Raw genomic sequence first — 22,451 nt, 5'->3', positions numbered from 1 at the left:
AAACTGAGGCCAATTAGGAGGTGCCATGAGCAACCCACGTTATCCCGAAGAATTCAAAATCCAAGCGGTCAATCAAGTGACCGAAAAGCGGCTGCCTGTCGCTGATGTAGCGGCCCGTCTCGGCGTGTCGACGCATAGCCTATATGCCTGGATAAAGCGCTACAGCAAACCTCAAGAAGAACGGCAGCAGGATTACGATCAGCACGCTGAGCTGCGTCGTCTGCGGGCGGAACTCAAGCGCGTCACTGAAGAGCGAGACATATTAAAAAAGGCCGCCGCGTACTTTGCCAAGGAGTGCGGTTGAAGTACGCCTTTATCAAGCAGCATGCGGGCGACTATTCGATTCGACGGCTTTGCCTGACGCTGAAAGTCCATCCCAGCGGTTATTACGCCTGGCTGTCTGAGCCGCAATCGGTACGCGCCAAAGACGACCAGCGACTGCTGGGTTTGATCAAGCATTCCTGGCTGGAGAGCGGCGGCGTTTATGGCTATCGCAAAATCCATGACGATCTGCGCGAGGTCGGTGAAGACTGTGGTCGCCATCGTGTGGCGAGGCTGATGCGTCTTGAAGGGCTGCGCTCTCAGACAGGGTATCGACGTCGCCCTGGAAAGTACGGCGGTAAACCAGCTGTCGCCGCACCCAATTTGCTGAGGCGCCAGTTCGATGTCGTAGAACCCAACAAGGTTTGGGTCACCGACATCACCTACATTCGCACGTATGAAGGCTGGCTGTATTTGGCAGTGGTGCTGGATCTGTTTTCTCGTCAGATCGTTGGCTGGTCAATGAAGTCGCAGATGACCAGTGATTTGGCCATTGATGCATTATTGATGGCGGTTTGGAGGCGAAAACCGAAGCAGGAGGTGATGGTTCACAGCGACCAGGGCAGCCAGTACAGCAGTTCAGATTGGCGCAGTTTTTTGAAAGCGAACAATTTGGTTGCCAGCATGAGTCGCCGAGGCAACTGTCATGACAATGCCGTGGCCGAGAGCTTTTTTCAGCTTCTGAAACGGGAACGGATCAAGCGGAAAATCTACACCACACGGGAAGATGCTCGTAGTGATGTGTTCGATTACATCGAGATGTTCTACAACGCAAAACGCCGTCATGGTTTCAACAATCAGCTGTCGCCGGTAGAGTTTGAAAAGCGTTACGCAATGAGCTTGCAGGGTGTCTAGATAATCCGGGGCGATTCATCCAGCGTTGTGCGCTTTGGTCTTCGGCACGCCGCTGCACTGGGAAACGCCCACGCTGCAAGGTTTCAATTTTGTCGGTGGCTGGGTACTGATTCCTGAACTGCTGGCGCTTACCTTGGCCCTGACCGTGTACACCGCAGCGTTTATCGCCGAGATCGTGCGTTCGGGCATCACGTCCGTCAGCCACGGTCAGACTGAAGCTGCACGCTCCCTGGGCCTGAGACCCGGGCCGACGCTGCGCAAGGTCATCATCCCGCAAGCCCTGCGAGTGATCATTCCGCCGCTGACCAGCCAATACCTCAACCTGGCAAAAAACTCGTCATTGGCGGCTGGGATCGGTTATCCGGAAATGGTCTCGTTGTTTGCCGGCACGGTGCTCAACCAGACCGGTCAGGCCATTGAAGTCATTGCTATCACCATGAGCGTCTACCTGGCCATCAGCATCAGCATTTCTCTGCTGATGAACGCTTACAACAAGCGCATCGCGCTGACCGAACGCTAAGGAGACGGCCATGAGTGCTCATTGTTTCAAACCCGACTTGCCGCCCCCAAACAAGGTGTTCGGGCCGATAGCGTGGATGCGCGCCAACCTGTTCTCGGGTGGGTTCAACACGCTGCTGACCCTGCTGGCGTTCTACCTGCTGTACCTGACAGTGCCGCCGCTGGTGCAGTGGGCGATCCTTGACGCCAACTGGGTGGGCAGCACCCGCGCCGACTGTACCCAGTCGGGCGCCTGCTGGGTGTTCATCCAACAGCGCTTCGGACAATTCATGTACGGCTACTACCCGGGTGACCTGCGCTGGCGCGTCGACCTGACCGTGTGGTTGGCCATCATCGGCACTGCGCCGTTGTTTATCTCGCGCTTTACGCACAAGGCCATTTACGGGCTGGGCTTTCTGGTGGTTTACCCGGTTGTGGCCTTCACCCTGCTGCATGGCGGCTACTGGGGCCTGACCAGCGTGGCGACCAGCCAATGGGGCGGGCTGATGCTGACACTGGTGATCGCCACCGTAGGCATTGCAGGCGCTTTGCCCTTAGGCATCGTGCTCGCGTTGGGGCGCCGTTCTAACCTGCCAGCGATTCGGGTGGTCTGCGTGACCTTCATCGAGTTCTGGCGCGGCGTGCCATTGATTACGGTGCTGTTCATGTCATCGGTGATGCTGCCGCTGTTTCTGCCCGAAGGCATGAACTTCGACAAATTGCTGCGGGCCTTGATCGGCGTAATCCTGTTTCAGTCTGCCTACGTGGCCGAAGTGGTGCGCGGTGGTTTACAGGCAATCCCCAAGGGCCAGTACGAAGCAGCGGCGGCAATGGGCCTGGGTTACTGGCGCAGCATGGGCCTGGTGATCTTGCCGCAAGCCTTGAAGCTGGTGATTCCGGGCATCGTTAATACCTTTATTGCGCTGTTCAAGGACACGAGCCTGGTGATCATCATCGGTTTGTTTGACCTGCTCAACAGCGTCAAGCAAGCCGCCGCCGATCCGAAATGGCTGGGCATGGCCACTGAAGGCTATGTGTTCGCCGCCCTGGTGTTCTGGATTTTCTGTTTTGGCATGTCGCGCTATTCCATGCATTTGGAACGCAAGCTCGACACCGGTCATAAGCGTTAGTAGGAGTTCGGCATGAGTGAAGCAATCAAAAAGCCTGCTAGCCCTGAAGGCATTATCCAGATGCAGGACGTCAACAAGTGGTACGCCCAGTTCCACGTATTGAAAGACATCAACCTGAACGTCAAGCAGGGCGAGCGCATCGTGCTGTGCGGCCCGTCGGGTTCCGGCAAATCCACCACCATCCGCTGCCTTAATCGCCTCGAAGAGCACCAACAGGGTCGCATCGTGGTTGATGGCGTGGAGTTGACCAACGACCTCAAGCAGATCGAAGCGATCCGCCGTGAAGTGGGCATGGTGTTTCAGCACTTCAACCTCTTCCCGCACCTGACCATCCTGCAAAACTGCACGTTGGCGCCAATGTGGGTTCGCAAGATGCCCAAGCGCCAGGCCGAAGAAATCGCCATGCATTATCTGGAGCGCGTGCGTATTCCGGAGCAAGCCCACAAGTTCCCCGGACAATTGTCCGGAGGCCAGCAACAGCGTGTGGCCATCGCCCGTGCCTTGTGCATGAAGCCCACCATCATGCTGTTCGATGAGCCGACTTCAGCACTGGACCCGGAAATGGTCAAAGAGGTGCTGGACACCATGATCGGCCTGGCCGAGGACGGCATGACCATGCTCTGCGTGACACACGAAATGGGCTTTGCACGCACAGTGGCCGACCGTGTGATCTTCATGGACAGAGGCGAGATCGTGGAACAGGCAGCACCGAATGACTTCTTCGATAACCCGCAGAATGAACGGACCCAGGTGTTCTTGAGCCAGATACTGCACTAAACAACTGCACACGGCCGACTGTAGGAGCGAGCTTGTCTCGCGATCTTTTGATCTTCTAAAAGCTCGCGAGACAAGCTCGCTCCTACAGGGGGCCGACCTCAGTGACTTTGCAGAGCCTTGATGAGCTGCTGGCTTAACGACTGATAGCACAGTGCTACTTTTCGCAGCATATTCCCTCGGACCTGCCCGATTTTGAGCCACTGCATCGTCGCAAAAACGGCGTTGAGGGCGCTAAAAGCGCGCTAGTTTATACAGGAGCGACAAACGCTTAATACAGTGCGTCAATGTGCCACGCACACCCCATAGAGGGCGCACATCCTGCAAATGGATGACTTGCCTAATACCTATAACTCCAAGGATGACATTGTGATTAAACCCCTCGCACTCGCTATCAGTGTGGCTGGCGCCCTGCTGTCAACGTCAAGCCATGCTTACAACTACGGCGAACATGCTGCTACTACCCTCGATAAGCTGATAAACGACTATCCGGGCCGCTACCGCGGCACGGCCAATTTCGCCGGTGCCGCTGACTTGATGCAAAGCCAGATGGGCGATGCCTACAGCATCAGCCGCCAGGATTTTTCCTGGGGCACGGGTAACAGCCGCAGCTCGCAAAACGTAATCGCCTATGCCGCGGGCACCCAACCGCAATACGTGGTGGTCGGCGCCCACTTCGATACCTACTTTGGCCGCCCGACCCTGCAAGGTCTGGATGACAACGGCTCCGGCGCCAGCGTACTCACCGAAATCGCTCGCAACCTCAACGGCGTGCCGTTGGAGTACGGGCTGCAAATCATCGGCTTTGGCGCTGAAGAGGAAGGCTTGCAAGGCTCCAAAGCCTTCGTCAAAAGCCTGAACGTCAGCCAGCGCGAAAACATGCTGGCCATGATCAACCTCGACAGCCTGATCACCGGCGACATGATGTACGCCCACTCCGGCCAGAACAGCGTCAGCGACCCAGGCCTGAACTCGTTGCGCGAGCATGCGTTCACGCTCGCCAAAGAGCTCAACATCAACCTGTTCACCAACCCTGGGCTCGATCCCGCTTACCCGGCCGGCACCGGCTGCTGCAGTGATGGTGAAGCGTTCGAAGCGCTGAAAATCCCCATCCTCTACGTCGAAGCCACCAACTGGGAACTCGGCGACATGGACGGTTACACCCAGACCGACAACCCGGCCATCCCGGGCGGTGCGACCTGGCATGACCCGAAAAAAGACAACGAAACCGTACTCACCAACGCCTTCGGCCAAGAGCGTATCGACCAGCGCCTGCGCGACTACTCGCGACTGCTCAGCCGCTTGGTACTGGAGCTGACCAACGCCGACTTGATGGCCTCTACCGCCTCTGGCGGCGCTGTTGCGCGGGCCCAGCAAGACAACCTGCAACGCCAGCATCAGGCGCAAGTCAACCTGCTGGATCGCCGCTGGCTGACCCTGCAATCGGCCAGCCGTGACGTGGGCAGCTTCGATGGCGAAATCGGCATCGATGGCGAATACACCGCTGACAGCGGCCCGTTCAACGAAGGACGCCGTCTTGGCCTGCATGCGCTGGGCGACTACCAACTGACCTCAAGCCTGAGCATCGGCGCCAGCCTCAGCTACCTCAACGGTCGCGACAAACTGGAGCGTGGCGGCAAACTGGATAGCGAAAGCTGGCAGGCTGCGATCTACGCCTTGCTCAATGACGGCGGCCCACTCTGGCTGGCAGGCGACCTGAACGCGGGCCACAGCAGCTTCGACAGCAAGCGCAACCTGGTGATTCAAGCCAACGGCGGCCCTGTGTTGCTGAGCCAGAAACTGACCGGCCAAACCGACGCCCTCAGCCTCGGCGCCCGGGTGATCGGCGGTTATGACTTCGACTTCGGCCCACTCAAAAGCGGCCCCTTCGCCGGTCTCGACTACAGCCACTACCGCATCGACACGTTCCACGAGAAACAGGACCTGCGCACCGCCCTCACCTATCAAGAGCAGAGCTTTGACTCACTGCAAGCCAGCCTCGGCTGGCGCGCCCGTGGCGTCTTCGACCTGCCTGCCGACATGAGCCTGCAACCCTATGGCGACATTGCCTGGGTCAAGGAAATGGGCGACGGACGTCTGGACGACATCCTGCTGACCAGCCAGGCCGACGGCCAGGCACGCGGCGCTCGCTTGGGCCGCGTCGACAAGAGCTATGGCCGCGCTCAAGTCGGCAGCCAACTCGCCATCACCCCGCAACTGGGGCTGTACGCCGAGATCAACGGTCGCATGGGCAACGACGAAGGCAGCCAGACCGGCTACTCCCTCGGCGCCCAATGGTTGTTCTGAGCCCTCGCTGTTAGCCGGAGGCGCTCAGGCGCCCCGGCTTTTGTTCCAGGCAGGCTCATGGCAGATCGCTTGAGCAAACGCTAAACAGCAGGCAAACTTTTGCGCCGCGCCACGCCCATTGCGCGACACAAGGAATGGGCAGGTGACACTCACAAGGAATTAGAACAATGGCCAAGGTTAATAAGGTAGAAGCTGCCCCACAGCGCATTTATAAACAGGGCGAGCGCTGGCACGACGGACTGGGCGGTGAGCATTTCACCGAGGCGGACGCTGTCAGGGCCATTGAAAACCATGTCGCCAGCAACGAACGCGAAGGCATAAACACACTCACAAAAGCAGATGGCATTGCCATGTTGGTGTATGTGCTCTTCATCGTGTTTTTAGGCTATGGGGCGGTCTGGAGCTTAAATCATGGCCTGGTATTCAGAGCCCTCGGATTTGCCGCAGGGGCCGTTGCAGCGGTTTATATCTTCTACAAATTCTTTATGGGCACCCTGCCCTCTTTCAGATTCAAAACCTATATAGCGCTGGTGTTCTTAGTCATAGCCAGCCACTTCATTCTGCTGAAGTTTTTTAATATCCAATTGCTTTGACCTTGACCGTCAGCAACCGAATTTCGATACACATACGCAGAAATATACGAGGCCGATCCCCTAAAAATCCGTAGCAGTTGCCGAGCCTGCGAGGCTACGTCCGGCGACGCAGTCGTCGTAAATCGACTATCGCGATCATTCAGCCCTATCCGGCTATCAGGTTTTGCGATCGCTGCGCAATCGGACGTAGCCTCGCAGGCTCGGCAACTGCTACGAGGCTCGCTCAATCGCAAAATTGCTCCACGACTGGCTCACGGGCATCAACTCAAGGCTATTGATGTTGATGTGCTTGGGCTGGTTGAGGATCCAGAAAATCGTCTCGGCAATGTCCGCGGGCTGGATGGCCTGGGCACCCGCGTACACCGCGTCGTACTTGGCTTGGTCCCCGGCAAAGCGCACCAGTGAAAACTCGCTTTCGCACAGCCCCGGCTCAAGGTTGGTGACCCGCACGCCCGTGCCTTGCAGATCACAGCGCAGGTTGAGCGAAAACTGGCGGACAAACGCTTTGCTCGCCCCGTACACGTGACTGCCGGGGTACGGCCAGTTACCCGCAATCGATCCCACATTCACGATCCCGGCCCCAGCACCATGGGCGATCAAACGCGGCAGCAATAAGCGCGTGCTGTACAGCAGGCCTTTGATGTTGGTGTCGACCATGGTGTCCCAGTCATCGAGCGAGCACTGCGGCGCTGGCGTGGTGCCCAGCGCCAGCCCGGCGTTGTTGATCAGCCCGCGCAAGGTGCTGAAGCTGGGCGGCAATTGCTCGATGGCGTGTTGCATGGCAGCGCGATCACGAACATCAAGCACCAGCGGCAACACCTCGGTGTGCGTCGAGAGTTCGTCAGCCAGCGCCTGCAAGCGCTCTTGTCGACGCCCGGTGAGCACCAGCGACCAACCGGCAGCAGCAAAGCGCCGGGCGCAGGCTTCGCCGAAACCCGAGGTGGCGCCGGTGATAAACACAGTCGAGGTCATAAAAAAGCTCCTTTGAGAAAGTCAGGACCACACCCGGCCCAGCAGGCCTACGCCTGCCAGCACCAGCAATAGCCATTGAGTGAAACGTGCGGCCTGTTCGGCCTGAACCCGCAGGAACAATTGCTGGCCCAGCCACAACCCGAGCAGCAAGGCGGGCAACATCAGCAGGGCTTGCCAGGCGGTGTCCGCGGGGATCGCCGACGCGGCGGCCAAGCCGAGCAGTGCCGCCATATCGACGGCGAAAAAAAACATGATCAAGGTTGCCCGCAACGCGTGTGCCCGCAGCCCGCAATGGCTGAGCCAAGCCACCACCAACGGGCCGCCAATCGAGAACGCGGCAATCAACGCGCCGCTGCTGCCGCCAATCAACCAGGCGCCCGCGCGGCCATCGCCCATGGGCAAGCGAATTCGCGCCAACCCCAGAATCGCCAGCAACCCCACCAGCACATACACGCCGACCGTGAGCCCGCCGCTGTCGAGCCCGGTCAACAGCCAAATCCCGCAGGGCACGCCACAGGCGGCGGCCAGCAACAAGCGCTTGAGCAAGCGGTAATCCGCTTCGCGCCAGGCGCTGCGCAACAGCATCACGCTGGAGGCCACTTCCAGAAACAGCACCAGCGGCACCGCGCGCTGCAATGAACCGAGCATCGCCAGCCCCACCACTGCAATCGCGGCAAAACCGAAGCCGGTCAAGCCGCGCACAATCGCCGCCACCAGCACACACGCCGCGCTCAAGGCCCAACAGACTTCAGGGTTCATACACCGCTCCGGGGGGCTCAATGGCGCCACTGTAGTCAGCCGCGAGGCGTGGACTTAGATCCAGCCGGAGCTTTCGATGGTGCCAAGACTGGACCCATCAAAACCCCTGACTGGATCTAAGCCGCACGCCTTGGCGTGACTAGTCTGCGAGCAACTGGACCGCCCAGACCTTTCACTCAGGAGTGACCCGCATGGCGACGAATCTGAACCACCAATGGATGCCTTTCACTGACAACCGCGAGTTCCAGCGCGCACCGCAGTTGTTTGTCCGCGCCGAGGGCGTGCGCTACTGGAATGCCGAAGGTCGCGAGTTGCTCGATGGCAGCTCCGGGCTGTTTTGCAGCGCCGCTGGCCATGGCCGTACCGAAATTGCCGAAGCGGTGTGCAAGCAACTGCTGACCCTGGACTTCACCCCGCATTTTCAACGTGCCTCGCCGCTGTCCTTTGAACTGGCCGAGCGCCTGAGCGAGTTGCTGCCACAGGGCCTGAACAAACTGTTCTTTACCAACTCCGGTTCCGAGTCGGTGGACAGCGCCATGAAGATTGCCCTGGCCTACCACCGCGCACGTGGCGAAGCCCAGCGCACCCGATTTGTGTCCCGCGAGTGGGCGTATCACGGGGTTAACTTCGGCGGCGTCGCGCTGTCCGGGATGATGCGCAATCGTCAGGCGTTTGCCGCAGGCGGCCTGCCCCACGTCAGCCATATGCGCCACACCTGGCAAGAAGATCAGCGCTACCAGTTGGGTGAGCCGCAGCACGGCGCCGACCTGGCCAGCGACCTGGAACGGATCATCGCCATGCACGGCGGCGACAGCATTGCTGCGTGTTTTGTCGAGCCGATTGCCGGATCAATTGGCGTGTACGTGCCACCTGTTGGTTACCTCAAACGCTTGCGCGAGCTCTGCGACAAACATGGAATTCTGTTGGTCTTCGATGAAGTCATCACTGGCTTTGGCCGCACCGGACAGGCGTTTGCCGCACAGAGCTTTGAGGTCAAGCCCGACCTCATCACCATGGCCAAAGCCTTGACCAATGGTGCGATCCCGATGGGCGCGGTGGCGGTCGACGAATCGGTTTACGACACCGTCATCAACGCCAGCAAAGGGGGCGGCCCGGAATTTTTCCACGGCTACACCTACTCTGGGCATCCGGTCGCCTGCGCGGCCGCGTTGGCTTCGCTGGATATTTACCGCGATGAGGACCTGTTCAACAAAGGCGCACAACTGGCGCCGTACTTTCTGGAATCGTTGGGTGCTTTGAAAGGTTTGCCGCACGTCAGTGACTTGCGGGGCTACGGGTTGCTCAGCGGTATTCAACTGACACCGGGAGACGCACCGGGAGCAAAAGGCGCACGGGTGCAACGGGCGTTGTATGACGCGGGCCTGCATGTAAAAACCACGGGCGACGCGATCATCTTTGCCCCAGCACTGGTCACTGGACGGGCGGATCTGGATGCGATGCTCGGCATTCTAAAAGACACCTTGGGGCGTGATGTTTTGTAGTTAACCATCAAGACAGCGGCCATTAAATCGAACGCAGCCCTGTAGGAGCGAGCTTGCCTCGCGATCTTTTCCAGGATCAAAAGATCGCGAGGCAAGCTCGCTCCTACAGGTTTCAGCCCGCGTTACAAAAGAGGTCGCTGTTGCATCTCCCGCCAAGCCGCACCCAGCGCGGCTATCCCAGGCTCTATCAAGTCTTCGGCAATCGCCCCAAACCCCAGTCGAAAGCAGTTGAGTGGCCGTGGCTCGCTCACGTAATGAATATCGCCCGGCTCAATCAATACCCCACGCTTGGCCACCAGCCGTTGCAGCACCCACGCATCCACCCCCGCCGGGCAGTTGACCCACAGCGATGAACCGCCCGCCATGCCGCTGGCATGAACCTCTGGCAAGTGCTCGGCCATCGCCCGGCTGATCACTCGCCACTTGCGCGCCAACCGGTCACGCAATCTGCGCGCATGCGCGTCGTAATGCCCCATCGATAAAAACAGCGCCAGGGTGCGCTGGTTGTTCGACGGCGGGTGCCGGTAGATGTAGCGCCGCATCGCCCGCAATTCATGAATCAACTCGGCATCGGCGGCAATAAACCCCAACCGCACGCCCGGCAACAGGCTTTTGGTCAGGCTGCCCAGATAGATCACCCGCCCGCTGTCATCAAAACTCTTGAGGGCCGGGTGGTTACTGCCCAGAAAATTTTGCTCGTTTTCGTAGTCATCTTCGATGATCAAAAAGTCTCGCTCGCGGGCGCTGGCCATCAGTTCCAGACGTCGATACAGCGGCATGGTCACGCCTGTCGGTGATTGATGGCTGGGGGTGCAAAACAACATTTCGCACGCGTCGAGCTGTTCATTCACCACCAGCCCTTGGCGGTCGATGCGCAGCGGTTTAAGGGCACAACCGCTCTGGCTGAAGATGTTGCGCGCATCGACATAGCCGGGCTCTTCCAGCCCCATGACCAAGCCTGGACGGCCAAGCAATTGCGCCAGCATGTACAGCGAGTTTTGCGTGCCGATCGTCACCAGCACTTCTTGCGCCGACACGCTGATCCCGCGTTTGGGCAGCACGCGCTGGATGATCTGCTCAATCAGCAGCGGATCGTCGAGCATCACTTGGTCGTCAACCCAGCTGCGCATGTGGGCGCCGGTGCTGGCGATGCGCGCGCAGTCTCGCCAGCGCGCAGCGGTCTGTTCGTCAGCTTCGACCTGACCGTAGATAAACGGGTAGCGGTATTCGCGCCAGTTGCGCGGTTTGACGATGGCCCGCAGCTGCGACGAGTGGCTTTGCAGTCGCGCTTCCCAGTCCGGCGCATGGTCGGGGCGCTCGAAGATTTTTTCGGTGGCCGGTTTGAGGCTGACGTTGAGTTGCTGGCGCAGGTATTTCTCGTTGATGAAGTAGCCGCGTCGGTCCGATGGAATCAAGTAGCCATCCTGCACCAACTGCTCGTAGACCAGCACCACCGTGTTACGCGACACCTTGAGCAATTCACACAGCTTGCGCGACGACGGCATGGGCTCGCTGGGCGGCATGGCGCCATCCAGAATTGCGCTGAGCAGGCTCTCGCGCAGTTGCTCCTGTAAACCACGGCCCGCTTCAAAGGGACGGAAATAACGCTCCAACATGGTTCAAGCTCCTTTTGCGGCGCACCCTTATGACGCACCTGTTTCGCTACAGCCCTTGTCACACAAGGCCTGCGGCGACCTCTGGCACCACAGATTGCGGCAACTGGATCTAAAGCAAGCTTTGGGCCGCCGCCTAAGATCGGGCTGACTCAAACAACGTCTTCCCCTTCCTGGAGCCTCACCATGCTCAAGCCCCTGAATACCTGGATTCGTCGTGCTGTCTTGTTGCCGCTCACCGTACTGACCTTGAGCGCTGGCGCTGCGGCGCACGCACAAACCGTGACCATCGGCGTGCAGAGCATGTTTGCCCCCTGGAAAAACGCCATCGTCCAAAAGGAGTTTGAAAAGGCCACCGGCTGGGACATCAAGTGGCGCAACTTTGACAGCGGCGGCGACGTGATGATGGCCATGGCCTCGGGCGATGTGCAGATCGGCGTGGCAGGCAGCAGCCCGATTGCCGCCGCGGTCAGTCGCGGGGTCGACGCGCAGTTGTTCTGGATTCTCGACAACATCGCCGACGCTGAAGCGCTGGTGGTGCGCAACGGCAGCGGCATCGTCGCACCGCAAGACCTGGCCGGTAAAACCCTCGCCGTGCCGTTTGTCTCGACCACGCACTTTCACGCGCTGTTTGCCCTGGAGCAGTTCGGCCTGAGCGGCAAGGTCAAGGTGATCAACCTGCAACCCTCGGACATCCCGGCGGCGTGGGAGCGCGGTGACATCGACGCGGCCTTTATCTGGGACCCGGCGTTGGGCCGCCTCAAGCAAAGCGGCCATGTGCTGCTGACCTCTGGTCAATTGACCAACTGGGGCAAGGCCACGTTTGACGGGTTGGTCGTCGATAAAAAATTCGCCGAACAAAACGGCCCCGGCATGCAAGCGTTTACCAATGTGTTGCAGAGCAGCACGGCGGACTACGTCAACGCGCCGAAAACCTGGACCGCCGATTCAGCGCAAGTGATCAACGTGGCCAAGCAGTCCGGGGCCAAGCCTGAAGAAGTGCCTGCGGTGCTGGCGCTGTACCAGTTCCCGCTGGCCCAGGAACAGGCCAGCGCCACCTGGCTGGGCGGCGGCGCAGCCAAAGCCTTGAGCGCCACCGCAGAATTTTTGAAAGCGCAGAAAAAAATCCCCGCGCTGCTGCCCGACTACAGCGTGGCGATCAACCCGACGTTTGTGCAGAACACAAAATAGCCCGCTTTGTAGCCGCTGCCGCAGGGGCTTCAAAAGCAGGACTGCTGCGCAGCCCATCGCAGCCTTCGGCAGCGACTACAGAGAATCAATTCGCTTGAAAGAGGAACACCCCATGAGCCTCAGCCTCAAAATTCATGATGTGTCGGTGCTCTATCCAGGGCAGCAAAAAGGGCAGCCGGTGCGGGCCTTGTCCGGGGTCAATCTGGACATTGCCGCCGGTGATTTTGTGGTCGCGCTCGGGGCTTCGGGCTGCGGAAAAACCACGTTGCTCAATCTGATGGCCGGGTTTATTCAGCCCAGCAGCGGGGTGATTACCTTGGGCGATTACCACGGCCAGGTCCCGGCGCAGATCAGCGGCGCCGAGCTGCGTGATCAAGTCACCGGCCCAGGCGCCGAGCGCGGGGTGGTGTTTCAAAAGCACGCGCTGTTGCCGTGGCTCAACGTGATCGACAACGTGGCCTTCGGCCTCAAGCTGCGCGGCATTCCCAAGGCTGAACGTGAAGAACGAGCCCTGCATTTTTTGCAGTTGACCGGCTTGGCCGAGTTTCGCAATCACGCCACCTATCAACTCTCGGGCGGCATGCAGCAGCGGGTCGGCATCGCCCGCGCACTGACCAACGACCCGAAAATGCTGCTGCTCGACGAGCCGCTGGGCGCACTCGATGCGCTGACCCGCGAACGCTTGCAGGAGCTGATTCTGGACATCTGGAAGCGCACGCAAAAGATGATGTTTTTCATCACCCATGACGTCGAAGAAGCGCTGTTCATGGCCACTCGGTTGATCATCATGTCGCCGCGTCCGGGGCGCATCACCCATGAGTTTTCGGTGGACTTCGGACAGCGTTTTCTCAAGTGCCGGGATGCGCGGGCGGTTAAATCCAGCCCCGACTTTATCGCCCTGCGTGAGCAGATCCTGAGCATCATCCACGGCGATGAGGAAGCCGCGTAATGAGCCTGTTAGACGAGAAGCAACGCAACGCCATACTGCGCACCCTCAACGAATTTCGGCGCGCCGCGCCCGCCAAACCGGGCGAGCAATATGGCGCGCCGGGCAATGGTTCGAGCACCGCCCTGAGCCTGGGCACCATCGTGGTGGTGTTTGCCCTGTGGTTTATGGCCACCAACAGCGGCTGGATCAAGCCGCTGTTCCTGCCCTCGCCCCAAGCCGTGTGGGCGCAAATCATTGACGTCAGCCGCGATGGTTTTGCTGACGCCAGCCTGTGGACGCACATCGGCTGGAGTGCGCTGCGGGTGTTCGGCGCCTTTGCACTGGCGGTGGTGACGGCGATTCCGGTGGGTATTTTGATGGGCGTTAACCGAGTCGCTCGAGGCGTGTTTGACCCGCTGGTGGAGTTTTATCGCCCGTTGCCACCCTTGGCCTATTTGCCGTTGGTGGTGATCTGGATGGGCATCGGTGAAGGCTCAAAAGTGCTGCTGATCTATCTGGCGATGTTTGCACCGCTGGCCTTGAGCGCCCGGGCCGGGGTCAAGTCGGTGGCCATCGAACAAATCCACGCTGCCTATTCGATGGGCGCCAGCCGCGGCCAGGTCCTCAAGCACGTGATCATGCCCGCCGCCCTGCCGGAAATTCTGACCGGCATGCGCATTGCGATTGGTTTTGGCTGGACAACGCTGGTGGCCGCTGAAATGGTCGCGGCCACCGCCGGGCTTGGGTTCATGGTGCTCACCGCGTCCAAGTTCATGGCCACCGACGTGGTGATCATGGGCATTTTGGTGATTGGTGCACTGGCGCTGCTGTTCGACCTTGGCATGCGCTGGCTGGAACGCAAACTGGTGCCCTGGAAGGGCCGCGGCTGAATCCAATCCCGTGTAAGAGCGAGCTTGCCTCGCGATCTTTTAAAAGATCAAAAGATCGCGAGGCAAGCTCGCTCCAACAAAGGGTTTGGGTTATTTGGTCAGGCTGCGCAGCACTGCGACGGTCTGTTCACGCACAATGCCGATCAGCAAGGCGTACCGCTCAGGCGTGATGGCGTCCCAACCCAGTGCTTTCATGGATTTGGAGCGGTTCAGGTGAAACGGCAGCAACTGGCCGGTCAGGCTCACCGCGCGCAAGATGCACTCTTCGTCACTGGCTGTCGGGCCCAAGAGCTGCGAGATGATGCCGCTGGTCACACTAATAATGCTCTGGCCAATGCGCTGGTTGATCAACTCCTCCCCCGACGTCGGGCCTAGCCCCGCCTGCTCGCGGGCGTAGAACTTGCGCCAGTTGTGGGTGCGATTCGACACCAGCATGAACTCGCCGATTTTGCCCTGCACCGCGCAGAAAGACTCGATCAACTGCTCGGAGTCTGGCCGGGTATCGAGCAACGCCTGAGCCGCCTCGATGGTCGGCGCCAGGTAGTCCCAGGTGCGTTCAGCCATGTACTCGGTGCAGGCCAGGTACACCCCTTCTTTGTTCTTGAAGTAGTAATTGAGCGCTGGCGCGTTAACGCCAGCCAACTCGGCAATGTCGCGGGTCGACGCGCCTTCAAAGCCGCGTTCGCCAAACAGGGTCAGGGCCGCTTCGATAATCCGTGCGCTGGTTTCATCCCCACAGGTGTAGCCGCCTTCACTGGCAGGACGCCGCCGATGCGTGGTGGTGGTCATGGGTTTCTCCTTATTTCGATGAAGGCGCGAGTGTGCCTCAATTTATATCGGTTGACATAATTTTACCGATCGTAATAATTGTTACAACCGCTAACAATTGAGACCACCATGACAGCACATCAGCCGCTCGATCCATCGACTCAGGTTCGACACACACGCAAGCCGGTAAAAACGAAGGTCTTGAGCGTACTGGTGCTGGGCGCACTGATCGGCGCTGCCGCATGGGGCGTGCACTGGTGGAGCGTAGGCCGTTTTATTGAAAGCACCAACGATGCCTATTTGCAGGCCGACAGCCTGAGTGTGTCGTCCAAAGTGGCGGGCACCGTGGCTGAGGTCTACGTCAGTGACAACCAGACAGTGAGCGTCGGCCAGCCCTTGGTGCGGCTCGATGTGCGGCCGTATCAGGCGGCTCGCGAAAAAGCCGAAGCGGCAATCAGTGCAGCGCAGGCCGACATTGCCCGGGGCGAGGCCGAACTGGCCCAGCACGCGGCGTCGATTACTCAAGTGCAGGCGCAACTGGACGGCGAAAGCGCCAACGAGCAATACGCCGCTGCGCAGGTCAAGCGCTATGCGCCGCTGGCCCAGACGGGCGCAGAAACCCAAGAGCGCATGGCTGAACTGCGTAACGCCTTGCGTCAGGCCAGTGCCCAGCGGGCGGCACAAGCGGCCGCGCTGACGGTTGCCCAGCGCCAATTGCAAACCCAGCGCGCCACCATCGAGCAAGCCCGCGCGCAGTTGGCCAGCGCTCAGGCCAACACCCGGCAAACTCGGCTCGATGAGCAGGACACAACGGTCTACAGCACCTTGGCCGGACGCGTCGGCAGTCGTTCGGTACGTGTGGGGCAATACCTGCAACCCGGTACGCGGCTGATGAGTGTCGTGCCGCTGAACGACGTGTACCTCACTGCCAATTTCAAGGAAACCCAGATCGAGCGCATGCACCCTGGGCAAGCTGTGAACGTGCATATCGATGCCTGGCCCGAGGTTGTTTTGCAGGGCACGGTTGAAAGCCTGTCGCCGGGTACCGGCTCGCAATTCGCGCTGCTGCCGTCAAACAATGCCACCGGCAACTTCACCAAAATCGTGCAGCGGGTGCCGGTCCGCATTCACCTGCAAGCCGCCCCGGATGCGGCTATCGAGTTGTTGCCCGGCCTCTCGGCCACTGTCGATGTCGACACTCGCACGCTGCTGCCCGCCCTTGCCGTAGCGCAGCCACGTGGCTAGTGCCGCCGCTGCCCCCGCAGCGCTGAACCCGCCCCAGGCCAATGCCAGCACCAGCGACTGGATCGTGGTGTTTGCCGGTGCGCTGGGCGCGTTAATGGCCACCCTGGACATTTCGATCACCAACTCCGCTTTGCCGCAGATTCAAGGCCAGATCGGCGCATCGGGCACCGAAGGCACGTGGATTTCCACCGGCTACCTGATGGCCGAAATTGTGATGATTCCCCTCACCGCGTGGCTGACTCGGGTGTTCGGGCTGCGGCGCTTCCTGATCGCCACCGCGATTTTTTTCAGCCTGTTTTCAATCCTGTGCGGGATTTCGGAAACCTTGCCGCAAATGGTCATCGGCCGCCTCGGCCAAGGCTTTGCCGGGGGGGCCATGATCCCCACGGCACAAGTGCTGGTGGCCACCCGTTTGCCACGCCATCAAATGCCCATCGGCATGACGATGTTTGGTCTGATCGTGTTGCTAGGGCCGCTGCTGGGCCCGGTGCTGGGCGGGACCTTGACCGAGAATTTCAGTTGGCGCTGGTGCTTCTTCTTGAATATCCCGGTGTGCGCATTGCTGCTGGTCATGCTCTCGGGGCTGGAGAGAAGCCGGATCAACTGGCAGGCATTTATCCAAGCCGATTGGCTGGGGATTATTGGCCTCGCCGTTGGCCTGAGTGCGCTGACCGTGGTGCTCGAAGAAGGCAACCGCGAGCGCTGGTTCGAGTCGGCGCACATCATCGGCCTGAGCCTGCTGGCGGTGGCGGGGATTGCCTTGCTGCTGGTGGCGCAGACGCTGTCAAAAACCCCGATTGTGCGCCTCAGGCTGTTGCTCAACCCGCGCTTTGCCAGCGTGATTGCCATTGTTTTTGTGGTCGGCTGCGGCCTGTATTGCGTGGCCTTTGTACTGCCGCAGTTTCTAAGCAACATCGCCGGTTTCAACGCCCAGCAGTCCGGCGCGGTGATGCTGATGTCGGGCTTGCCGGCGTTTTTGATGATGCCGATTCTGCCGCGCCTGATCGGCCGCGTAGACCCACGCCTGATGGTCATGCTCGGTCTGGGGTTTCTCGCCGGCAGTTGTTTGTTGGCCATGGGTCTGACCGCCGACAGCGTGGGCGACAACTTCACCCGTACTCAACTGATGCTGGGGTTCGGGCAAATCTTGGCCATGATGCCGCTCAATCAGGCGTCCATGAGCTCCGTGCCGCCCAGCGAAGCCGGGGAAGCCGCAGGCATTTACAACATGGCGCGCAACCTCGGCGGCTCGGTCGGCCTGGCGCTACTGGGCACGTTTATCGAACGGCGCAACAGCTTCCATGACGACACCTTGCGTGACGCCGTCAGCGTGCAATCGGTCGAAGCACAGAACCATCTCGCAACCGCCACCCAAGGCTTCTTCGCTGAGCATGGCGACCTCGCCTACGCCCAGCTTCAGGCCTTGGGGCAACTGGCCAGCGAGATCCAGCGCCAGGCGCAAGTCATGACCTACAGCGAAACCTTTTTCGTGCTCGGCATCGCGTTGCTGCTGTGCCTGCCCCTCGCCCTCTTTCTGAAAAGGCCGCCAGCCGGTACGCCCTTGAGCACAGGACACTGACCATGATTGCTTTCAAACCCTTGAGCCTGTTGTGTCCGTTGCTGCTGGTGGGCTGCACTTTGGGCCCGGATTACCACGCCGCGCCCGACAGTTCGGTGCAGGGCACGCCTTTTGAACGACTGGTGCCCGGCACTCAGGCACACGCGCCGTTGGTTGCTGATTGGTGGCGAGCGCTCAACGACTCGACCCTCGATCAACTGATCGACAATGCCTTGCACAACAGCCCCGATCTGCAAGCCGCCCAAGCCCGCTTGCGGCAAGCGCGCGCCGGGTTATCCGAGAAGCGCAGCGACCTGATGCCCACCAGTACCGCCATGGCCGCCGGGTTGTTTACCGGCTCGGGCAATCGGGATACGGCCGCGACTCATCTGTACCTGAGCGGCTTCGATGCCAGTTGGGAACTGGATATTTTTGGCGGCGCGCGTCGAGCCGTCGAAGCCGCCAGCGCCGAAGCCGATGCGGTCGGTGCCGATCTGGCCGACGCCCATGTGCAATTGGCAGCCGAAATCGGTCAGGCCTACATCGGCCTGCGCGACCAACAACAACGGCTGCGCATTGCCCGCCAATCCGAACAGCTGGAGCGTCAGTTGCTGGACTTCACCGAGCAGCGCCTGGCCCAAGGCACCGCGTCGCAACTGGACAAGGAACGCATCGCCACCCAGGTCGATACCATTCAGGCAGCTTCCATTGCACTGGAGATGGAGGTGATCGAGTCCCTCGACGAACTGTCCCTGCTGAGCGGCCTGCCACCCGGCGCACTGAATGCCCGCCTGGGCCAGGCAAGCGACCTGCCCGTGCTGCCCGCGCAGGTTAACGTCGGCGACCCCGCACGCCTGCTGCAACAGCGCCCGGACATCCGCGCGGCCGAGCGCCGCCTGGCGTCGAGCACCGCTCAAATCGGCGAGCGCAAGGCCGCCGCTTTCCCTAAGGTCAGCCTGTTTGGTTCGCTGAGTTTCAGCGCCAGCGAGCCGGGCCACTTGCTGCGCAAAGACAACCTCAGCGCGATTGGCGTGCCGTATCTGCAATGGAACTGGCTGGATTTTGGCCGGGTGCAAGCACAGGTCAAACAGGCCGAAGCCGGGCGTGATGAAGCCTTGGCCAACTACCGCAGCAGCGTGCTGAACGCCTTGCGCGATGCCGATGTGGCCCTGGCCCGTTATGGCAATGAACGCCAGCGCCGCGAAACCCTGGCCCGCGTCGAAACCAGCGCGGTGCGCGCCTCGCAGTTGACCGAACAACGCTACCGCGCAGGCACCAGCAGCGTGCTCGACTGGCTGGATGCCGAGCGCACCCGCTATAGCGCCGAACAAGACCGCATTCACAGTGACGGCCAGCTCATCAAGGACTACATAGCGCTGCAAAAGAGTCTTGGGTTAGGGTGGCGCTCCGCGACCGAGCTTTAGACTTTCGTTTCAAGGACCGCCATGCGCGCAAGCCAGCATGATTTGATGTGGCGTCAACTACTGCCCACCGTGCGCAAGCACGATGAACCGCTGCAAGTGCAACTGTGCACCGCCTTCGTCACGGCCATGCTGGAGGGGCGCTTGCCTGCGGGCACGCGTCTGCCGTCAAGCCGCGACCTGGCGATGCTGACCGGGGTTTCGCGCAACACCGCCGTGCTGGTTTACGAGCGATTGGTGGCCGAAGGTTATGTCGACTCACGCCCCCGTGATGGGTTCTTTGTGTGCGGGGCCATCTCGCCCACGCAACAGGCCCAGCCATGGCCCGAACCCGCCGTGCAGTCCCCCGACTGGTCCACACGCATGCACCGCCCGCAGTCGACCGTGGCCTGGGCCGACCGCCCGCCGACCTGGCGTGAAGTGCGCTATCCCTTCATTTACGGCCAATTCGACCCCAAACAATTTCCGCTCACGCAATGGCGCCAATGCAGCCGTCAGGCCCTGGAATGGAAGGCCGTGGACCGCTGGTGGCAAGAAGGTGAAAACGTCGGTGCCAGCCAACTGATCGACCAACTGATTCGCCGCGTGCTGCCCCGTCGCGGGATCGCGGCCACCCATGATCAAGTGCTGCTGACGCTGGGTCGCCAGCAGAGCTTTTATTTGCTGGCCCGCTTGTTTGCCCGCCCCGGCAGCGTGGTGGGGGTTGAAGAGCCGGGCTTTCGCGACCCACGCAACGCCTTTGCTCACGATGGCGCGCAGATGGTCTCGCTGCCCATCGACGAACACGGGCTGAAGATCAGCCCCCAGCTCGCCCAATGCGACTACCTGTATTGCACCCCCGCCTATCAATGCCCGACGGGCGTGACCATGAGCCAAGGTCGGCGGCTGGCCTTGCTTGAGCATGCACACCTGCATGACCAGGTGATCTTCGAAGACGACGATGACCCCGAAACCGAATATGACGGGCGCGCCCTGCCCGCCCTGAAAGCCATCGACACGGCGCAACGGGTGATTTACCTCAGCAGCTTGTCCAAATTGCTGTCCCCGGGTTTGGGGATTGGCTACATCGTCGCTCCGGCGCCGGTGATCGAGCAATTGCGCCAGTTACAGCGCCTGATGATCCGCCAGATCCCCGGCAACAATCAGATCACCGCCGCACTGTTTATCCAGCAAGGCCACTACGACCGCCTGTTGCAACAAGCACGGGAAAAACTTCAGGTCCGGGCGATGGCGATGGCCGCGGGCCTGCGTGAAGCACTGCCCGACGCCGAGTTCGCGATGCCCAGCGGCGGCGCCACCTTGTGGCTGAAACTGGCGGGGCAGCACGACCTGCTCAGCCTGTATTACGCAGGCGAGGCCAAAGGCGTGTTGTTTGATCCGGGCAATGCGTTTTGCTCCGAGCCAAACACCATGACCCGCCCCGGCATTCGCCTGGGCTTTGGCTCCATTGCCCAGGAAATGATTGCCCCGGGCATACGCGAGCTGGGGCGGGTGATCAATGCGCACGCCAAACGACCTGTCATTGTGCGCTCCTGAGCGATTTGCCCCACAACAGCGCCTCTGGGACACCCAAATCCGTAGTCGCTGCCGAGGCACGAGGCTGCGATGGTCTGCGCAGCAGACCCATAGGGCGGTCCTGCGACACGCATCGCAGCCTCGTGCATCGGCAGCGACTACAGATTCCTCAACCTGGTCCTATCGATAGTCCCCGTTGGCCCCATCCGCTGGTCATGGATATGCAGTACTAATGCTGACCACCAAGTACCTTGGCGTCGTCCTGAAAACAACACCTAAAAGGATGGGAAGCTCTCACTATGTTTGACGCAAAGTATCCGTTAGTTGTCAGCCTTGCCGCCGTGGCGTTTGCCAACCCTGTGCTGGCCGCTGATGCGCCCGCCGCCCCCGAATGCGCTCAGTACGAAAAGCTGCTGACCCGGGCCGAGTTGTCGTTCAAGAACGTCCCGATCTGCGCACGGATCGCGCCCGACCTGTGGGGGCTGCGCAAAGAACTGGCCGAGCACGGCATCGGGTTTACCGCCACCTCTTACAACGGCTACACCTATGACGTGTTGGGCAACAATGCGAAAAAGCAGGTGTATAACGGGCAAAATCCCAGCTACAACACCTTGCTCAACCTGTACCTGACTTACGATCTGACCCGCATTGGTTTTGCCAACGACGCCCAGCTGACGCTGGCTGGCAACTGGGTCGATGCCACCTACACCCCAGCCAATCCACGGGTCAAAACCGTGTCGGTGTTCGCCATCAACCAGTCCTTTTTCAATCACCAGTTGGAACTGGAGTACGGCTTTATTCCCGGCGTGCGCCTGTTCTACGGCATGGCACTGGGCGGCAGCGCGTCCACGGCGGCCCTGGGTCCGAGCAGCGTGGTGCCGTTTCAGGTCGGCATGTCGGCCACCGAACCGACGCCCACGTTCAACGTGATTGTTCGCGACCCGTCGCTGCACTTCTACAACAGCACCGCCCTCACCCGCAGTGTCAGCCCCGAGGGCATTCAGAAAGACGTCGACCTCAACCCCAGCGGCCTGCGCCTGAAAGTGCCCGACGCCCGCGCGATGCTGATCAACGAGGCAGGCTACAAACAAGCCCCGTCGGCCACCACCAACGCCATGTGGCTGCGCGCCGGGGCGATGTACAACACCAGCCATTACACCGAGTTTCTCAGCGGTGAAAAGTCAGATAACAACTACGGCGTGTACTTGGCTGAAACGGTGCAAGTCACCAAGCCCTACGGTGATGCACGCGGCTGGTACCTGGACAGCAAAGTCGATTACTCGCCGGACTCGGTTAACGCCATCAACAAGGCGTTCCAGGTCAGCGCCTTCAACGTCGGTCCGTTCGCCAGCCGCCCGGCCGACATGGCCGCCGTGGGCCTTACCAAGAGCTATTACAGCGAAGACTTGCGCAAAGCCACCACCCGCTATGGGCTGGAAGCGGCGCCTTACACGCTGGCCGTCACCGCCTCATACGCCGCGCGCCTGATCCCTGGCGTGTACCTGATCAGCGGCCTGACGTACACCAAAAACCCGGTATTTACGCCCCTTCACTCCGATGCCTTGTTGCTGCAGGAATCGCTGAACTTCCTGTTTTAAGACACGGGTTATA

Annotated in this window: 18 protein-coding genes and 1 pseudogene; 15 read left to right on the top strand and 4 right to left on the bottom strand. The window is 60.4% G+C overall.

Features of this window, described 5'->3' with window-relative positions:
• Positions 1 to 25: 25 nt before the first annotated feature.
• The 6 genes and pseudogenes from RHM56_RS02405 to RHM56_RS02380 all read left to right on the top strand — a co-directional run bounded on the left by RHM56_RS02405 (position 26) and on the right by RHM56_RS02380 (position 6,478).
• Positions 26 to 1,176, top strand: a protein-coding gene (locus RHM56_RS02405; RefSeq protein WP_322238188.1) for an IS3 family transposase whose coding sequence is annotated in 2 segments (ribosomal slippage) — positions 26 to 269 and positions 269 to 1,176 — 1,152 coding nt in all. Because the reading frame shifts where the segments join, the coding sequence is not laid out codon by codon here.
• Positions 1,177 to 1,195: 19 nt separating this feature from the next.
• A pseudogene (locus RHM56_RS02400) lies at positions 1,196 to 1,696 on the top strand (ABC transporter permease subunit); the annotation flags it as partial.
• A gap of 10 nt (positions 1,697 to 1,706) precedes the next feature.
• Positions 1,707 to 2,804, top strand: a complete 1,098-nt coding sequence (locus RHM56_RS02395) for an amino acid ABC transporter permease (RefSeq protein WP_322238186.1) — start codon at positions 1,707 to 1,709, stop codon at positions 2,802 to 2,804.
• A 12-nt stretch (positions 2,805 to 2,816) separates the two neighbouring features.
• Positions 2,817 to 3,581 carry an amino acid ABC transporter ATP-binding protein gene (locus RHM56_RS02390; RefSeq protein ID WP_322238184.1) on the top strand — a complete coding sequence of 255 codons (765 nt, stop codon included), beginning with the start codon at positions 2,817 to 2,819 and terminating at the stop codon, positions 3,579 to 3,581.
• A 366-nt stretch (positions 3,582 to 3,947) separates the two neighbouring features.
• Complete coding sequence (locus RHM56_RS02385) at positions 3,948 to 5,885, top strand: autotransporter domain-containing protein (protein WP_322238182.1); 1,938 nt, start codon at positions 3,948 to 3,950, stop codon at positions 5,883 to 5,885.
• A gap of 167 nt (positions 5,886 to 6,052) precedes the next feature.
• Positions 6,053 to 6,478, top strand: coding sequence for a hypothetical protein (locus RHM56_RS02380; protein WP_322238180.1), 426 nt, complete (start codon positions 6,053 to 6,055; stop codon positions 6,476 to 6,478).
• A gap of 210 nt (positions 6,479 to 6,688) precedes the next feature.
• Here RHM56_RS02380 and RHM56_RS02375 read toward each other — a convergent pair whose 3' ends face one another.
• On the bottom strand, positions 6,689 to 7,450 hold the full coding sequence (locus RHM56_RS02375) for an SDR family oxidoreductase (protein WP_322238178.1): 762 nt from the start codon (positions 7,448 to 7,450) through the stop codon (positions 6,689 to 6,691).
• A 21-nt stretch (positions 7,451 to 7,471) separates the two neighbouring features.
• A complete protein-coding gene (locus tag RHM56_RS02370; protein WP_322238176.1) occupies positions 7,472 to 8,209 on the bottom strand; it encodes a sulfite exporter TauE/SafE family protein in 738 nt (245 codons plus the stop codon).
• 191 nt (positions 8,210 to 8,400) lie between these two features.
• Between RHM56_RS02370 and RHM56_RS02365 the strand changes: the two genes are divergently transcribed.
• Positions 8,401 to 9,711 (top strand): aminotransferase class III-fold pyridoxal phosphate-dependent enzyme, encoded by a 1,311-nt coding sequence (locus RHM56_RS02365; RefSeq protein WP_322238175.1) that lies wholly within the window; start codon positions 8,401 to 8,403, stop codon positions 9,709 to 9,711.
• Positions 9,712 to 9,833: 122 nt separating this feature from the next.
• On the opposite strand, the gene RHM56_RS02360 is transcribed toward RHM56_RS02365, so the two are convergent.
• A complete protein-coding gene (locus RHM56_RS02360) occupies positions 9,834 to 11,327 on the bottom strand; it encodes a PLP-dependent aminotransferase family protein (protein ID WP_322238173.1) in 1,494 nt (497 codons plus the stop codon).
• 183 nt (positions 11,328 to 11,510) lie between these two features.
• Here RHM56_RS02360 and tauA point away from each other — a divergent pair, with 183 nt between their 5' ends.
• The 3 genes from tauA to RHM56_RS02345 all read left to right on the top strand — a co-directional run bounded on the left by tauA (position 11,511) and on the right by RHM56_RS02345 (position 14,333).
• Positions 11,511 to 12,515 (top strand): taurine ABC transporter substrate-binding protein, encoded by a 1,005-nt coding sequence (gene tauA / locus RHM56_RS02355; RefSeq protein ID WP_322238171.1) that lies wholly within the window; start codon positions 11,511 to 11,513, stop codon positions 12,513 to 12,515.
• 112 nt (positions 12,516 to 12,627) lie between these two features.
• Positions 12,628 to 13,464 (top strand): taurine ABC transporter ATP-binding protein, encoded by an 837-nt coding sequence (locus RHM56_RS02350; protein WP_322238169.1) that lies wholly within the window; start codon positions 12,628 to 12,630, stop codon positions 13,462 to 13,464.
• Positions 13,464 to 14,333: an ABC transporter permease subunit gene (locus RHM56_RS02345; RefSeq protein WP_322238166.1), complete on the top strand. Its 870-nt coding sequence runs from the start codon at positions 13,464 to 13,466 to the stop codon at positions 14,331 to 14,333. Before RHM56_RS02350 ends, RHM56_RS02345 begins: the two co-directional genes overlap by 1 nt.
• A gap of 90 nt (positions 14,334 to 14,423) precedes the next feature.
• On the opposite strand, the gene RHM56_RS02340 is transcribed toward RHM56_RS02345, so the two are convergent.
• Entirely contained in the window at positions 14,424 to 15,122 is a 699-nt protein-coding gene (locus tag RHM56_RS02340; RefSeq protein WP_322238164.1) for a CerR family C-terminal domain-containing protein, read from the bottom strand.
• A gap of 108 nt (positions 15,123 to 15,230) precedes the next feature.
• Here RHM56_RS02340 and RHM56_RS02335 point away from each other — a divergent pair, with 108 nt between their 5' ends.
• From RHM56_RS02335 to RHM56_RS02315, 5 genes are all read left to right on the top strand, one after another.
• Positions 15,231 to 16,346: an HlyD family secretion protein gene (locus RHM56_RS02335; protein ID WP_322238162.1), complete on the top strand. Its 1,116-nt coding sequence runs from the start codon at positions 15,231 to 15,233 to the stop codon at positions 16,344 to 16,346.
• Complete coding sequence (locus RHM56_RS02330; protein ID WP_322238160.1) at positions 16,339 to 17,925, top strand: DHA2 family efflux MFS transporter permease subunit; 1,587 nt, start codon at positions 16,339 to 16,341, stop codon at positions 17,923 to 17,925. Before RHM56_RS02335 ends, RHM56_RS02330 begins: the two co-directional genes overlap by 8 nt.
• Positions 17,926 to 17,927: 2 nt before the next feature.
• Positions 17,928 to 19,328: an efflux transporter outer membrane subunit gene (locus tag RHM56_RS02325; protein ID WP_322238157.1), complete on the top strand. Its 1,401-nt coding sequence runs from the start codon at positions 17,928 to 17,930 to the stop codon at positions 19,326 to 19,328.
• 21 nt (positions 19,329 to 19,349) lie between these two features.
• A complete protein-coding gene (locus RHM56_RS02320) occupies positions 19,350 to 20,861 on the top strand; it encodes a PLP-dependent aminotransferase family protein (RefSeq protein WP_322238155.1) in 1,512 nt (503 codons plus the stop codon).
• 278 nt (positions 20,862 to 21,139) lie between these two features.
• Entirely contained in the window at positions 21,140 to 22,438 is a 1,299-nt protein-coding gene (locus RHM56_RS02315) for a carbohydrate porin (RefSeq protein ID WP_322238153.1), read from the top strand.
• Positions 22,439 to 22,451 lie beyond the last annotated feature (13 nt).

The sequence above is a fragment of the Pseudomonas sp. CCC3.1 genome, assembly GCF_034347405.1.
Classification (GTDB): Bacteria; Pseudomonadota; Gammaproteobacteria; order Pseudomonadales; family Pseudomonadaceae; genus Aquipseudomonas.
Note: the sequence above shows the minus strand (reverse complement) of the source record. Positions and strands in the feature narration are given on the sequence as shown.